This is a genomic window from Fusobacterium sp. JB019 (assembly GCA_030673965.1).
Lineage (GTDB): Bacteria > Fusobacteriota > Fusobacteriia > Fusobacteriales > Fusobacteriaceae > Fusobacterium_B.
The window spans coordinates 41,610-57,012 of the sequence record JAUTCN010000005.1 but is presented as its reverse complement, the minus strand read 5'-3'; the positions used below and the strand labels follow the sequence as shown (position 1 = coordinate 57,012).

The window sequence follows — 15,403 nt, the reverse complement described above, 5'->3', positions numbered from 1 at the left end:
TCTCTCTTTAAAAAAAGTTTATACATTAGTTCACTTTAAATATAACTTTTTTTGACTAAAATATAGTTGCAGTGTTAAAATAATCATAATCACTTTTAAAATAAAAAATTATTAAACTTATAAAAAGGAGCAAATAAAATGAAAAAGAATTTTATATTATTAATATTAACTTTAACACTATTCAGTTGTTCTCCTGCTAATAGAAAATTAAATAGCTTTAAACAATCAAGGTCATTAAAATTGTCTAAAACAGTAATAATTAAAGATAATATGTTTTTTAGTGATATGCAAAGTAGTGTAAAAGGTGGATTAAATAGTCTTCTTGGAGATTTTTTAGCAAATAGCATGGATAATAAAAAAGAAAAATTTATTAAAGTTATGATAGAAAATAATATTAATATAGAAAATATTGTTTTAAAATCAGCAAACAAAGAATTAAAAAAAGCAGGAATAAATAATTCTGATAATTCAGAATTTGAAATAAAATTTATTGTTAGACTATACGGTTTCGGACAAAGACAAGGACTTTCGAAAAAACTAAAACCTATAATGGTTATTGAAGCTAAAATAAGTGACAATAATAATGAAATTGTCTTTAAGGACATTGAAAACATTACTACTTTTAATTCAAAGACCAAACATTATGAAATAGATGAATATATTAAAGATTATAATAAAATAAATGCTGCATTAGAAGGAGTTGCATCTATTGCTATATCAAATATTTTAAAAAATTTAAATTCATAAAGTAGCTAAAACAGATAATTTTGTAATTTTATTTTTTTAGGGTATAATATATATATAATTATATTACTTTAATTTAAGGGGGCTTTTTATGAAAAAATTCAATTTACCTAAGTTTCTTTTTTGTCTTTTAATCCCTGCTATATCTGGAGGGGTTTCTGGATTTTTCAATCAAAATTCAGTTGAATTATATGAGAAACTTGTTCTTCCTGAGTTTGCTCCACCTTCTTTTGTTTTTCCATTGGTCTGGACTTTTCTTTATACTTTTATGGGAATAGGATTTTATTTAATTCTTGAAAAAAGAAGAAATAAATTTGCAGTAACTAGTTTTTTTATCCAATTAATAGCCAACTTTGCTTGGCCATTTGTATTTTTTAAATTCAATTTAATTATTCCAGGATTTTATTTACATATGTTCTTATTACTAAGCGTAATATGGATGACATTCAATTTTTTTAAACTAAATAAATTTGCAGGGGTTTTACAGTTACCATATATAATTTGGTTAAGCTTTGCAGGATATTTAAATTATTACATTGTTTTACTCAACGCTTAAATTTATAAATAAAAAAATAGAGTGAATTAATTTCACTCTATTTTCATCTTTTTTATTTTATTTTAGCTTTTGATTTAGCAACTTTATCTTCTAAAGTTTTTCCCACTCTAAATTTAACAACTTTTTTTGCTTTTATTTTCATTTTTTTACCTGTTTGAGGATTTCTGACTTCTCTTGCTTCTCTTTTTACTACTTCCCATTTACCCCAACCAACAAAACTAACTGAATTTCCTTTTTCTAGGTTATCTGAAACTGTATCTAAAAATAAATTTACCACTTTTTCCGCATCTTTTTTTGCTATTGCTCCATTTTCAGCAATATCTGCTATAAATTCCTTTTTTGTCATACCTCTCCTCCTTATTTTTTATCTAAAACACTACTATGGTTATAGCCCGTAATTCTTAATTTGTAAAGCTTTTTTTTATTTTTTTAATTAAAAGCAAATTAAAAAAAAGGAAATTTAATAGATATTTTGAATAATAATATGTGTCAAGGTGTTATGGATTTTTTCTCAAACAAACTCATATATCTTTACTATTTAATTAAGGGGAAAATATTTTCCCCTTAATTTATTTTTATTAACTTATTTTAATAACTTTATACCCTGCTGATTCAATAGTATTTTTTATAATTTCATCATTAATGTTATCTAAAACGTTAAAAACTGCTATTTTTGTTTCTAAATCAACTTTAACATCTGTTACTCCTGAAACTTCATTTAAAGCATCTGTCACATGCTTTACACAATGCATACAACTCATCCCTTCTATTAAAACTTCTTTTCTCATAATATCCTCCTCTATTTTAAATCTTTTTAATCTAAGAGCATTAGTTACAACAGATACAGAGCTAAAACTCATAGCCGTTCCTGCTATCATTGGATTTAGCAAAGGCCCACCAAACAAATGTAAAACTCCCATAGCAACAGGAAGACCTAATGTATTATAAGCAAAAGCCCAAAATAAATTTTGTTTAATATTTTTTATAGTACTTTTGCTCAATAAAATAGCTGTAGGAACATCTCTTAAATCATTTTTCATAAGAACAATATCTGCTGATTCAATAGCAACATCTGTTCCACTCCCAACTGCTATTCCTATATCTGCTTGTGCTAAAGCTGGAGCATCATTTATTCCATCTCCTACCATTGCAACTTTTGTATTATATCCTTGGAATTTTTTAACTGCTTTTGATTTATCTTCCGGAAGAACTTCAGCAAGAATTGTATCTATATTTACTTGCTTACCTATGGCTTCTGCTGTTTTCTTATTATCTCCTGTTATCATCGCTACTTTAATTCCCATTTCATGTAATTTTTCAATAGCTCTTCTACTATTTTTTTTAACTGTATCTGCCACTGCTACTATTCCTGCAATTTCATTATCAACAGCTATATACATTGGAGTTTTACCTTCCATAGCTAATCTATCTGACGCCTCTTTTAAATCTTTTAATTTAATTTTCTTATCTTTCATAAGTTTTAGATTTCCAGCTAATATCTTTTTACCTTCTATTTTTACTTCAATACCATGTCCTGGAATCGCTTCAAAAGAAGACACTTTTTTTAATTCTATTCCTCTTTCTATAGCTTCATTAACAATAGCTTCTCCTAGAGGATGTTCTGATCCTTTTTCAGCTGATGCTATTAATTGTAATAATTTATTTTCTTCTAAATTCCCTAAATTAATTATATCTGTTAATCTAGGTTTTCCTTCTGTAATTGTTCCTGTTTTATCAAAAATTACCATCTCAACTTCATGAGTTTTTTCTAAAGCTACTCCACTTTTTATTAAAACTCCATTTTCTGCACCTTTCCCCGTCCCTACCATTATAGCTGTTGGAGTTGCTAGTCCTAAAGCACAAGGGCAAGCTATAACTAATACTGATATAAAAATAGTTAAAGAAAACTTAACTGTTTCCCCTCCTATAAAATACCAAGCTAAACTTGATAAAAGGGCTAACCCTATGACCGTTGGTACAAAATATCCCGCTATAACATCTGCTAAATTAGCTATAGGAGCTTTTGAACCTTGAGCATTTTCGACTAATTTTATTATTTGAGCAAGAGTAGTATCTTCTCCTATTTTTATTGCTCTATATTTTATAAATCCATTTTTATTAATACTTGCACCTACTATATTATCCCCAATATTTTTTTCAACCGGAATACTTTCTCCTGTAATCATAGACTCATCAACAGAAGTATTTCCACTTATAATTTTTCCATCTACTGGAATCTTTTCTCCAGGTTTTACTATTATTATATCTCCAACTTGGACTTCTTCTATAGGAATAGTAACTTCTTTTTCCTCCCTAATAATCGTTGCTATTTTAGGAGCTAAATCTATTAATTTCTTTATTGCTTCTGAAGTTTTACCTTTCGAAACTGCTTCTAAATATTTTCCTAAAGATATTAAAGTTATAATAACTGCAGCTGATTCAAAGTATAAATTTTTTGCATAAATTATATTTCCAATCATAACTTGATATGCTGCATATACTCCATAAAGAAAAGCTGCTCCAGTTCCTATTGCTATCAATGAATCCATATTAGGATTTCCTTTAATTAAAGTCCTTATTCCTACTGTATAAAATCTATATCCAAATATTACAACAGGTAATGTCAATATTAATTGAGATAATGTAAAATTAACTGGATTTATCATTGGGTTTAAAAAATTGGGTAAAGCTAAACCGAACATATGTCCCATAGATATATATAAAAGAGGTACTGTAAATATAGCTGCTGCTAAAAATCTTTTCCAAAGCAATTTAATTTCACTTTGTTTTTCTTTATTCCTCTCTTCAAAAGAAGGAAATTCTTCCTTACTTAAAGCTGTGTAACCTGCATTTTCAATAACTTTTTTTATTTCTTTCTCTGAAACTAATCCTTCATTATAACTAATACTTAGTTCCTCTGTAGTTAAATTAACACTTGCTTTAGTAACCCCATCTAATTTTAAACTAACTCTCTCAACAGTTTTTGCACAAGCAGCACATGTCATTCCTTGAATTTTCAATATTTTTTTCATCATAGTAATCCCTTCCTTTTATTTTCCCATCATTTTGGTTAAAAGTTTTATAACCTCATCTATTTTTTCATCTTCATTATTGTTCTTAAATGATTCTTTTACACAATGTTTCATATGTTGCTTAATTATTAATATATCTGCTTTTTTTAAAAGAGATTGGGAAGCTAAAATCTGATTAGAAATATCAATACAATATCTATTATCCTCTATCATCTTAATTGCAGCTTCAACCTGTCCTCTAGCTATTTTCAAAGTTTGTAATGCTTTTTTTCTTTCTTCATTCATTTTATAAACATCCTCCTCTACCCCCCCTGCACGGGGGTGTTTCTATATGTATACCATCTTTATTTTTATTTGTCAATAAAAATAAAGAAAGAGAAAAAACTAATTCTCTTTCTTTAATCTTAATATTTATGAAATTAAATTCTTATATTAATTTATGTAAAGCTATAATAAGCTCCTTTATATTTATAGGTTTACCTATATGACTATTCATCCCTACTTTGAAAGATTTTTCCATATCTTCATCATAAGCATTAGCAGATAATGCTATAATAGGAACCTTTTTATTAAAATTTCTTATTTTACTTGTCGCTTCTAATCCATCCATTATAGGCATTCTTATATCCATTAAAATTGCATGGAATATATTTTCCCTTGTTATTTCTACAGCCTCCCTACCATTTTTTACCCAAGCATAATCAAAATTATGATTTTCTAATATTTTCATTACAATCTTAGCATTTATTTCAATATCTTCACATATTAATATTTTTTTACCTTTAAATTTATCAAAATCTATTCTATGATAATTTTCCTCTTTTTTTCCTTTAATTCTTTTTTTATCTATCAAATCAAAAGTAGCTATAATTTTAAAAGTTGTCCCTTCTCCCACTTTACTTTTACAATAGATTTTCGCTCCCATAGCATCTACAATCCTCTTACAAATCGAAAGTCCTAACCCTACTCCATCAGTTTCTGAAGTATCTTTATTTTTTTCTCTAGAAAATGCATTAAACATTATTTTTTGAAAATCTTTAGATATTCCTATTCCATTATCAGATATTTCATCAATAATTGTTAGTCTTTTATTTTCAACAAAAAATCTAGTTTTCCATATAACTTTTCCTCCTGAAGGAGTATATTTTATCGCATTATTTAATAAATTTATCAATACCTGTTCTACTCTTTTAGAATCAAATTTAGAATAATATTCTCTATCTATTTCTTCTGTATCTATTTGAAAATCTATATTTTTTTCTAAAGCTTTAGTTCTAATTATTGTTTGAACTTTATTAGAAACTCCACCTATTTTTTGAACTTTATTTTTTAAAAATATATTCTCTGATTCTAATCTTTGAAGATCCAAAACATCTGTTAAAAGTTCTAATAAATATTCTGAACTTTCTTTAATTTGTCTAAAATATTTTTTAGTTTTTATATCTTTAGTTTCATCTATTCCAAAGTTAGACAAACCTATTACTGCACTTAAAGGAGTTCTCATATCATGACTCATTCTAGCTAAAAAGTTAGTTTTTGCTAAATTAGCTTTATCTAATTCTTTATTTTTTTTATGCATTCTCATAGAATGAACTAGAAATCCATAAAGTAATATTAATATCGTAATAAAAGATAACATCAAATCATATCTATAAGCATAAAGCCATGTTGAAAAATCCATTTTATAATGAACTTCCATTACATTTTTAGTTACAATTGATTTAAAAATAGATTCATCCATGCTTATTATTGTTTTGTCCAATATCCTTTTCACTAAAGGATTTACATCAGATGATATAACTAAATTCATAGAATTATCCATCACAGGCATAGGATATATTTTTAAATCTTTAAATCTTGGATTTTGTAAATAATATTGTGCGTCAAGATTACTAACAACGGTACAACTAATATCTCCTCTTTGAATTTCTCTAAAACACTCTTCTATAGTTTTAAAATCTCTTATTATCCAATTTGGCTTAGTTTTTTTTATAAATTCACGTACTGATAAAAAATTTTTTGGAATACCTATTATCTGTTTTCTATTAAAATTTATTTTTCTATCTTTTTCATATACAAAAGACCATTGCATTTTAATTAATTTTTTAGCAAAAACTAATTGTTCATTAGACAATAGCTTTTCTGTTTTTTGAAGCCCTATAGACATATCTGTACTCTTATTTTCAATACTTGTTAATAAATTTTCTCCATTCTTAGTGCCTTTTATCTTTAACTTTATCCCTGATTTTTTAGATATTGCTCTTATTATATCCGCTTGAATACCTTCATATCTTTTAGTTTTATTGTCATAATGTGATAAAAAAAATCGATTTGGTAATACTGCTACGGTATACTCTGGTTTAATTTTTAAAAACTCTTTTTCTTCTCTTGTAAGTTGTGTTTTTTCATTATAAATTTTTGAATAATATTTTTTTATAAGACTTGTATTAAATAAAGGATTATCTTCATATAATTTTCTTTGAGCTTTATTAAATAGTTCTATTTTACCACTACCTTTTAACCCCATAACATAAAGAGGTGATAAATCAAAATAATCTACCGCTCTCAATGTTGATGAATATTCCATTATTTCAGAAGCTATCATATCTATTTTTTGTTTCTGCAATGCTTCTTCAGCTTTAAATCTTGAAGAAAATCTAATCAATTCACATTTAAAATTATTTTCTTTTGCATATTCTAAAAATCTTTCCCCTAAAGGATCACAAGAATATCCGATCTTTTTATTATTAAAATTTTTATAATCTTGATAATAAATTTCATTTTTTGGCTCTGTATAAACTATTCCTTTAGAATATCCCATACTATATCTTGAAAAATCATACTTCTTTTTTCTTTTCTCTGTTATATGACCTAACATTATTAAATCAAGATTACCATTTTCTAAACTTTTTACTATCCCATCCCAAGATCCTGAAATTAATTTTATTTTTATATTTCCCTTTTTTTCCAGTTTTTTTATATACTCATAGGCATAACCACTTGCATTTCCTTCTTTATCAATTTTATTAAAATCACTAAATTCCATATACCCAATTTTAATCAACTGATCATTATTTTCTTTAGCCAAAGCGTTACAGATTATACTTATTTGAAAAACTAATACCCATATAAAAAATAATACTTTTTTTATATTTTTCATTCATGTCTCCTTTGATTAAAATTTTTATATTTTCACAAAAAATACAATTTATCTATTTTATTATACAAAACTTTCTTTAAAATTACTATTGTATTTCTAGTTTTAAAATAAATTTTTAGTTATTAAAAATTTATTTTTATGATATAATCAAAATAATTTTAATACTATAATATTTAATAAAATTTGGAGGCCTCTATGTTTCTTAAATTAAAAAACTTATTTTTATCTTTTGCTATATTATTTTTACTTACTGGAACAAGTTTTTTCTTTGCTTATAATTGGAATTATATGGGAAATTATGAAAAATTATCGTTACCCTTATTTTTAATATTACTTGGAATTATCGGTTGGCTATTTTTTCAAAAAAATAAAAAATATCGTCAGCTTTGCTTATTTTCATCTTCTTTTTTTATAGGATCTCTTTTTGCTGTATTTGGACAAATCTACCAAACAGGAGCAGATTCTTATATTTTATTTCGTAATTGGGGATTTTTTATTATTTTATTTTCAATAATAGAAAAATTTTACCCTCTTTGGATTTTAAATATTACTATATTTACAATTTCAATTATGAAATATATTGACTTTTTCTATGATGATTCTATACTAGTTCTATTTTCTGGAGGAATATTTCTTTTCTTTTGTTTTTTTATATATATAATATTATCAAAAAAAATGTCTTCACCTATTAAAAGATATTTTTACAATTTAATATCCTTTTCATCAATTATTTTTTTAACACTTGGTTTTTGTTCTTCTTTAGTTTCATCTAGAATTAAATTTTATGACAAATCCATTCTTGGAATTATTTTTATAATTGTTATGATTTCATTTTTTTTCTTAAATAAAAAAACTCTAGATAAACCAGAAATAAAAATATTTCAAATAACTTCTATTACTTTTGTCATAAGTTCTTTTGTTATTAATAATGTTATAGGTTTCAACTTCTATTCTCTTGAGACTGCTATTTTGGGAATATTCTTTATTATTTGTCTATTTCTTATTAGTTTAATAATAATTTCAAAAAAATATAAAAATTCTTTTTTTACACAAAGTTTTATAGGATTTTTTAAAACATTTTTAATAATTCTTACTATTTTATTTTTCTTAGGCTTAAGTTCTCTATTAGGACTTAAAGAATTAGGCTTTTACTTGGGAGGAATTTTTCTTGTTTTTATAGCTAGCTTTTCACCTAAATATTTAAAATTTAAAAAAGAAACTATTGAAATAATTACTTTTATTTCTGGACTTATTTTAATATTTTTAGGAATTATGGAAACAATTACTTCTAATAAATTAATTGGAATTTTAATTATTTGGATAATTTATGGAACTTTTTGGATTGTAAGAAAATCTATGGCTTTAGATTTTCTTTCTGTTCCTACTTTAATTTTTGGACTTTATTTTTCTAATATTATTCCTTATAAATTTGAAAGTATCTTTGTTATTATTCCTTTAATTATTTTATTAATATCTTTACTTTACAATAACTTTTTAAATAATAAATTAAAAAGAATACTTAGAGGTACTGAAATATCAGCTATGATATCTATTTTTTCAATTTATTTAAATAATAAAATTCATATTGGTATTTATATAATTGATCTCTTAATTATGGGAATATCTTTAATTATTTTTTATAAAATTTTTCATAAAAAAAATATTAATCTTTTAATTTCAATAGGGTTAATTATTCTTTTAATTGAATTTTTTATTTTAAATGGTAGTCTTACTAATTTAGAATTTATTAATTTAGGAATAATGTTTACATTGTTTTATATTTTCAAAGAAGAAAAAAAAATGTTAATAATTTCAATTCTTTTTCTAGGAGGTCAAATTATAAGTTATTATTATAATTTAGATATAACATTAATTAAAAAATCATATATGCTTTTGGAAAGTAGCGCCTTATTATTTCTAGGATATTATCTTCTTAACAAATTAAAATTGGAGGTTAAATAATGAAAAAAATACTTGTTCTTTCAAACATTTTTTTATTATTAATTACTTTTGGATATTCTGTGTCTAAAGAAGAAACTAACTTAAAAAAATATTCTTTTTATTTAAAACTTAGTCCTGTTGACCCAAGATCTTTAATTCAAGGAGATTATATGAATCTTGATTATCAAATAATAAATGATAGTTATAAAGACCTTAAAAACTTAAAAAAAGGATATATTAAAATTTATATAGACGAACAAAACATAGGACACTACATGGATATTCAAAATTCTTTAACTCCTTTATCTACCAATGAAAAATTAATCTATTTCATTAAAACTTATAGCACTCTAGATATTGGAGCCAATTCTTTTTTCTTTCAAGAAGGACAAAGATATCTCTTCCAAAATGCAAAATATGCCGAAGTTATTATTCTTAAAAATGGAAAATTAAGATTAAAATATTTATTAGATAAAAATTTAAAAATTATAAAAGCAAAATAAAAAGGAAATGTAATACATTTCCTTTTTATTTATATATTTTTTAAATAATCATAAGCTTTTAATAAATTCATAATTTGAACTTTAACTCCTAAGCTTAATGATGACTCCTCAATCGAAAATAAACCATTATGTAAAGGTTTATTTTCCTCTCCTTTTTTCCCTACTCCAAGATTGAAAAAAGCACCTGGAACTTTATCCAAATAATATGCAAAATCTTCAACTACCATTTCTGGAACTTTCTTTTCTTTAACATTTTCAAATCCTAAAATTTCATTTCCACTTAATTTTATTAAATCTACAAATTCATCTTTATTTATAAGAGCCATATAACTGTCTCTATATTCTACTTCTCCTATAGCTCCCATTCCTTCACAAATCATTTCAACCATATTTTTTATTTTTGGTTTTATAGAATCTCTCAAACTATTAGAAAGAGTCCTAATAGTTCCTTCTAATAAAACATCCCCTGTTATTACATTTTCAGTTTCTCCACCTATAATTTTCCCAAAACTTAAAACCAACGATTCTCTTGAATCTATATTTCTACTAACTATTGTTTGAAGAGCAGTTATTACTTGAGCTGCTATAACTATTGCATCAATTCCAGTACTTGGATAAGCTCCATGACAACTTTTCCCTTTAATTTTTATTTTTATCCCTGTTGAAGCTGCATTCATAGCTCCATACTTAATTGCTATCTTTCCTGCATTTATAGAAGGATCAACATGTAACCCAAATATTCCATTCACATTTTTAAGAACCCCTTCTTCTATCATTGGAACTGCTCCTCCTGTTGTTTCTTCTGCTGGTTGAAATATTAATCTAACATTGCATGGAAGCTCTTCTTTATTTTCTGAAATAACTTTTGCCACCCCAAGTAAAATACTCATATGAGCATCATGCCCACATGCATGCATTTTCCCATAATGTTCTGATTTAAATTCAAATTCAGTTTCTTCAATTATTGGTAATGCATCCATATCTGCTCTAAAAGCTAAAGTTATATTTTTATCTTTCCCTTCTATGTTTGCAACAATACCACTTTCACCTATATTTTTTTGATAATCTATTTTTAAATTATCTAATATTTTACAAATTATTTCAGTTGTTTTGGGAAGAGAAAAACCTAATTCTGGGTACTTGTGTAATTCCCTTCTAACATCAATAACAAAATTTCCTATCTTATTTGCTGAATTTAATATTTTTTTTTTCATATTTCTCCTCCTAATTTTTTTCTTTATCTAATTAAAACAAGTTTAATCAAAAATAGCAATTAAATAAAATATATTATATCAATACTATTCATTTATAAAATATATTTTTATTTTGCCTGTTATAAGTGTATAATACACCTTAATTAAATAAGAATCAGATTGAGGAGCAATTGACATTAGTAGCTATATAGAGTTTACCTAAAATTTTGAAATATAGTGAAAGGGAAAATTGCCGAAGTATGAACCTTAGGTAAGTTTATATTGGGGACATAATTAAAAGTTGTGTTACTGTCATTGATTATTCAATGTTGTGCTTTCTGTTGTGTCTTACTAGACTTTAGTATGCGTCATTAGTATAAATTACTAGACCAACAGTTTGTAATCTGTTGGTCTTTTTTATTTAATTAAATTTTTAAAACAAAGGAGATTTACAAATGAGAGTAGTACTAAAATACGGAGGTTCTAGTGTTGCCACAATTGACAAAATAAAAGCTATTGCTGAGTATATAATAAAATTAAAGAAAACTAAATATGATGAAATAGTTATAGTTGCTTCTGCAATGGGAAAAACTACAAATAAATTAATTTCATTAGCTAAAGATATTTCTGAAACTCCTAATCAAAGAGAATTAGATTCTCTTCTATCAACAGGAGAGCAACAAACTGTTTCCCTTATTTCAATGGCTATTAATTCCATGGGAACAAAAGCTATTTCCTTAACAGGATCTCAAGCAAATATTTTAACTAGTGGAGTGCACACAAAAAGTAAAATTAAAAGTATTAATACAGATAGAATAAAGGCATATCTTAATGAAGGAAAAGTAGTAATCGTTGCTGGTTTTCAAGGAATCAATGAACATGGAGATATAACAACTCTTGGAAGAGGAGGTTCTGACACTAGTGCTGTTGCATTAGCTGCAGCTTTAAAATGCGAATGCAGAATTTATACTGATGTAGATGGAATATACAGTGTTGATCCTAGACTACACCCAAAAGCTAAGTTTATAGAACAATTATCATATGAAGAAATGATGGAAATGTCTAATTTGGGAGCTGGAGTTATGGAAACTAGAGCTGTGGAAATAGGTAAAAAATATAATGTGCCTATATTTGTCGGGAAATCTTTAAGTGAATCTGGAGGAACTTATATCATGAATACAATTAATGCATTAGAAGAAAAATTAGTTACAGGAATTAGTATTACAAAAGAAATTATTATTACAAGAATATTAAATATTGGTTATTCACCTGAAAAAATTTCTAAAATATTTTCAATTGTTGATGCTGGAGGATTAAATATAAATATGATTACACAAAATATGACTAAAGACTGTCATGTTGATCTTTCATTTAGTTGTAAATCTGATGAAAAATATTTATTAGAACAAGTTATTGAAAAAGTAAAAGAAACTATTCCAGAAGCTGAAGTTGATTATAATGACAATTTAGGAATGATTTCTATTGTTGGAGTTGGAATGATTAATAACTCTGGTATAGCTGGAAGATTCTTTTCATCTTTAAGCAAAGCTAATGTAAATTTCTATCAAGTAACTACTTCTGAAATAAGTGTTTCATGTAGTATTGATAGAGAGTTAGTTGAAACTGCTGTTAAAGCCGTTGCTGAAGAATTTAATTTATAAATAAACTAGGAGGATTTAAAATGAAAGTTGCTATTGTTGGTGCTACTGGGTTAGTAGGGAGTACTTTTTTAAAAGTTTTAGAAGAAAGAAATTTAGAAATAACAGAATTATATTTATTTGCATCTAAAAGAAGTGCAGGTAAAAAAATTAGCTTTAAAGGTTCTGAATATATAGTTGAAGAATTAACTGAACATAGTTTTGATCGTGGAATAGATATCGCTTTATTTTCTGCTGGAGGAGATACTAGTAAAAAATTCGCTCCTATAGCTGCTGAAAAAGGATGCCTTGTGATAGACAATTCTTCTGCTTGGAGGATGAATGACTCTGTTCCTTTGATTGTTCCTGAAGTTAATAGTAATGCTGCTTTTAATAATCATAAAATTATAGCTAACCCTAATTGTTCTACTATTCAATGTATGCTTCCTCTTAAAGCATTAGCTAATAAATATGGATTAAAGAGAGTAATTTTTAATACTTATCAAGCTGTTTCTGGTTCAGGACAAAAAGGTGTTTTAGACTTAACTAATGGATTAAAAGGAGAAAAGCCTCAAAATTATCCTCATCCTATAGTTAATAACTGTCTTCCGCATATTGACATATTTTTGGATAACGGTTACACTAAAGAAGAGATGAAGATGGTAAATGAAACTAGAAAAATATTAGAATTACCTAATCTTCCAATAACTGCAACATGTGTTAGAGTTCCCGTTGTTAATTCTCATTCTGTTTCTATCACTGCAGAACTTGAAACTGATTTTGATTTAGATGAAGTAAGAGATATTTTTTCTAAATATCCAGGAATGATTTTAGTGGATAATCCTGAAAATAATGAATATCCATTAGCCACTAATGCAACTGGACATGATGAAATTCTTGTAGGAAGAGTTAGAAGAGATTTTAGTGCTCCTAAAAGCATTAACTTTTGGGTTGTAGGAGATAACATTAGAAAAGGAGCAGCTACTAATGCTGTTCAAATTGCAGAATTATTTAAAAATATAAATAAATAGGAGGAAAAAATATGACCTTATTTACAGGATCAGGAGTTGCAATAATCACACCATTTACAAATTCAATGGAGGTAAATTATCCTAAACTTAAAGAACTTTTAGAATTTCATATTGAAAATGAAACAGATGCTATAATCATCAATGGAACAACTGGAGAATCTGCTACTATGACAGATGAAGAAAGTTTGAAAGTAATTAAATTTACTGTTGAAGTTATTAATAATAGAATTCCTGTAATTGCAGGAACTGGTTCAAACGACACAAGACATGCTATAGAATTTAGCGTTGCGGCTACAAAACTTGGAGTAGATGGATTATTAATTGTTACTCCTTATTATAATAAAGGTAATGAAAATGGAATATATAATCACTATAAAGCTATTGCTGAAGCCGTTAATTGTCCTATCATTCTTTATAATGTTCCTTCTAGAACAGGAGTTAATTTATCAATACCTCTTTTAGAAAAACTTTCTAAATTTGATAATATTATAGCAATTAAAGAAGCTAGTGGAAATATTTCTTATGCTGCTGAAATAGCTAGAGTTATTCCTTCTCTTACTATCTATTCTGGTAATGATGATATGGTTGTTCCCTTATTATCACTTGGAGCTAAAGGAGTTATTTCTGTTTCAGCTAATATAATACCTAAAATAACACATAAAATGGTTATTTCATTTTTAAATTCTGACATTAATAAAGCAATGAGATTACAATTAGATTATAATGATTTAGTAAATGCTTTATTTATAGAAACAAATCCTATTCCTATAAAAAATGCTATGAATTTTTTAGGTTATAATGTTGGACCTTGTAGATTACCTCTTGGAGAAATGTTTGAAGAAAACAAAAAAACTTTACATACTATATTAAATAAACATGGAGTTGACAAATGGATATAATTATACACGGAACAGGAGCTATGGGAAAAGTAGTTTCTGACCTATTAAAAGAAGAAGAAAATTTAAATGTTAGTGGCTTTGCAGATGAATTAACAAATGAAAAAGGAGATGTTATAATCGATTTTTCTCATTTTTCTAGATTAAATTCTCTACTTGAATATGCTAGAGAAAATAAAATTCCTTTAGTTGTTGCAACTACCGGATATGATGATAACACTTTGAATAAATTAAAAGATTTTTCAAAAGAAATACCTATTCTTCTATCATCGAATATGTCATTAGGAGTTAATCTTATGCAAGATGTTCTTAAAAAAATAGTTCCAATATTATATGATAAATACGATATTGAAGTTATTGAAAAACATCATAATAAAAAAGTTGATTCTCCAAGTGGAACTGCTAAAACTATTTTAGAAGTTATTGAAGAAGGCTGCAAAGAAAAAATGAAAGAACAATATGGAAGAGAAGGAATTAAAAAAAGAGAAGAAAATGAGATCGGAGTACATGTTGTTAGAGGCGGAACTATTGTTGGAGAACATTCTGTTTTATTCTGTGGAAATGATGAAATCATTGAAATAAAACATACTGCAATGTCTAAAAAAATATTTGCAGAAGGGGCTATAACAGCTGCTAAATTTTTATCTGACAAACCTGCTGGGCTTTATTCTATGAAAGATATATTTTAATAATTAAATTTAAACGGAGGA

13 protein-coding genes and 1 riboswitch are annotated in these 15,403 nt (G+C 25.9%); of the genes, 8 read left to right on the top strand and 5 right to left on the bottom strand.

Annotated features, from left to right (window positions below; all coding sequences use genetic code 11):
* The first annotated feature begins 138 nt into the window (after positions 1-138).
* Both Q7K47_04530 and Q7K47_04525 read left to right on the top strand, forming a co-directional pair.
* Complete coding sequence (locus Q7K47_04530; GenBank protein ID MDP0506480.1) at positions 139-747, top strand: hypothetical protein; 609 nt, start codon at positions 139-141, stop codon at positions 745-747.
* 88 nt (positions 748-835) lie between these two features.
* On the top strand, positions 836-1,300 hold the full coding sequence (locus tag Q7K47_04525) for a TspO/MBR family protein (GenBank protein ID MDP0506479.1): 465 nt from the start codon (positions 836-838) through the stop codon (positions 1,298-1,300).
* 52 nt (positions 1,301-1,352) lie between these two features.
* Here Q7K47_04525 and Q7K47_04520 read toward each other — a convergent pair whose 3' ends face one another.
* From Q7K47_04520 to Q7K47_04505, 4 genes are all read right to left on the bottom strand, one after another.
* Positions 1,353-1,646, bottom strand: coding sequence for an HU family DNA-binding protein (locus Q7K47_04520; GenBank protein ID MDP0506478.1), 294 nt, complete (start codon positions 1,644-1,646; stop codon positions 1,353-1,355).
* 232 nt (positions 1,647-1,878) lie between these two features.
* Positions 1,879-4,335, bottom strand: coding sequence for a heavy metal translocating P-type ATPase (locus Q7K47_04515; protein ID MDP0506477.1), 2,457 nt, complete (start codon positions 4,333-4,335; stop codon positions 1,879-1,881).
* 15 nt (positions 4,336-4,350) lie between these two features.
* The gene (locus Q7K47_04510; protein MDP0506476.1) at positions 4,351-4,617 is read right to left on the bottom strand and encodes a metal-sensing transcriptional repressor; all 267 of its coding nucleotides are present in this window, start codon (positions 4,615-4,617) and stop codon (positions 4,351-4,353) included.
* Between the two features lie 142 nt (positions 4,618-4,759).
* Positions 4,760-7,492: a transporter substrate-binding domain-containing protein gene (locus Q7K47_04505; GenBank protein MDP0506475.1), complete on the bottom strand. Its 2,733-nt coding sequence runs from the start codon at positions 7,490-7,492 to the stop codon at positions 4,760-4,762.
* 195 nt (positions 7,493-7,687) lie between these two features.
* Here Q7K47_04505 and Q7K47_04500 point away from each other — a divergent pair, with 195 nt between their 5' ends.
* Both Q7K47_04500 and Q7K47_04495 read left to right on the top strand, forming a co-directional pair.
* Positions 7,688-9,454, top strand: a complete 1,767-nt coding sequence (locus Q7K47_04500; GenBank protein MDP0506474.1) for a DUF4401 domain-containing protein — start codon at positions 7,688-7,690, stop codon at positions 9,452-9,454.
* Positions 9,454-9,936: a GDYXXLXY domain-containing protein gene (locus Q7K47_04495; GenBank protein ID MDP0506473.1), complete on the top strand. Its 483-nt coding sequence runs from the start codon at positions 9,454-9,456 to the stop codon at positions 9,934-9,936. The genes Q7K47_04500 and Q7K47_04495 overlap by 1 nt, the downstream gene beginning before the upstream one ends.
* Before the next feature lie 29 nt (positions 9,937-9,965).
* On the opposite strand, the gene Q7K47_04490 is transcribed toward Q7K47_04495, so the two are convergent.
* Entirely contained in the window at positions 9,966-11,150 is a 1,185-nt protein-coding gene (locus Q7K47_04490) for a M20 family metallopeptidase (protein MDP0506472.1), read from the bottom strand.
* A 151-nt stretch (positions 11,151-11,301) separates the two neighbouring features.
* A riboswitch (Lysine riboswitch) is annotated at positions 11,302-11,474 on the top strand.
* 110 nt (positions 11,475-11,584) lie between these two features.
* On the opposite strand from Q7K47_04490, the gene Q7K47_04485 reads away from it, so the two are divergent.
* Genes Q7K47_04485 through dapB form a run of 4 tightly spaced genes read left to right on the top strand, consistent with a single transcriptional unit; the run spans position 11,585 to position 15,382 of the window.
* Entirely contained in the window at positions 11,585-12,790 is a 1,206-nt protein-coding gene (locus Q7K47_04485) for an aspartate kinase (GenBank protein MDP0506471.1), read from the top strand.
* Positions 12,791-12,810: 20 nt separating this feature from the next.
* On the top strand, positions 12,811-13,797 hold the full coding sequence (locus Q7K47_04480) for an aspartate-semialdehyde dehydrogenase (GenBank protein ID MDP0506470.1): 987 nt from the start codon (positions 12,811-12,813) through the stop codon (positions 13,795-13,797).
* A gap of 11 nt (positions 13,798-13,808) precedes the next feature.
* Positions 13,809-14,696, top strand: coding sequence for a 4-hydroxy-tetrahydrodipicolinate synthase (gene dapA / locus Q7K47_04475; protein ID MDP0506469.1), 888 nt, complete (start codon positions 13,809-13,811; stop codon positions 14,694-14,696).
* Positions 14,687-15,382, top strand: a complete 696-nt coding sequence (gene dapB / locus Q7K47_04470; GenBank protein ID MDP0506468.1) for a 4-hydroxy-tetrahydrodipicolinate reductase — start codon at positions 14,687-14,689, stop codon at positions 15,380-15,382. Before dapA ends, dapB begins: the two co-directional genes overlap by 10 nt.
* The last annotated feature ends 21 nt before the right edge of the window (positions 15,383-15,403 follow it).

Bases quoted from the DNA above. Each gene is read 5' to 3' on its own strand.
- dapB (MDP0506468.1), top strand. From the start codon at position 14,687: ATGGATATAATTATACACGGAACAGGAGCTATGGGAAAAGTAGTTTCT.
- dapA (MDP0506469.1), top strand. From the start codon at position 13,809: ATGACCTTATTTACAGGATCAGGAGTTGCAATAATCACACCATTTACA.
- Q7K47_04485 (MDP0506471.1), top strand. From the start codon at position 11,585: ATGAGAGTAGTACTAAAATACGGAGGTTCTAGTGTTGCCACAATTGAC.
- Q7K47_04530 (MDP0506480.1), top strand. From the start codon at position 139: ATGAAAAAGAATTTTATATTATTAATATTAACTTTAACACTATTCAGT.
- Q7K47_04505 (MDP0506475.1), bottom strand. From the start codon at position 7,492: ATGAAAAATATAAAAAAAGTATTATTTTTTATATGGGTATTAGTTTTT.
- Q7K47_04520 (MDP0506478.1), bottom strand. From the start codon at position 1,646: ATGACAAAAAAGGAATTTATAGCAGATATTGCTGAAAATGGAGCAATA.
- Q7K47_04500 (MDP0506474.1), top strand. From the start codon at position 7,688: ATGTTTCTTAAATTAAAAAACTTATTTTTATCTTTTGCTATATTATTT.
- Q7K47_04510 (MDP0506476.1), bottom strand. From the start codon at position 4,617: ATGAATGAAGAAAGAAAAAAAGCATTACAAACTTTGAAAATAGCTAGA.
- Q7K47_04490 (MDP0506472.1), bottom strand. From the start codon at position 11,150: ATGAAAAAAAAAATATTAAATTCAGCAAATAAGATAGGAAATTTTGTT.
- Q7K47_04525 (MDP0506479.1), top strand. From the start codon at position 836: ATGAAAAAATTCAATTTACCTAAGTTTCTTTTTTGTCTTTTAATCCCT.
- Q7K47_04480 (MDP0506470.1), top strand. From the start codon at position 12,811: ATGAAAGTTGCTATTGTTGGTGCTACTGGGTTAGTAGGGAGTACTTTT.
- Q7K47_04495 (MDP0506473.1), top strand. From the start codon at position 9,454: ATGAAAAAAATACTTGTTCTTTCAAACATTTTTTTATTATTAATTACT.
- Q7K47_04515 (MDP0506477.1), bottom strand. From the start codon at position 4,335: ATGATGAAAAAAATATTGAAAATTCAAGGAATGACATGTGCTGCTTGT.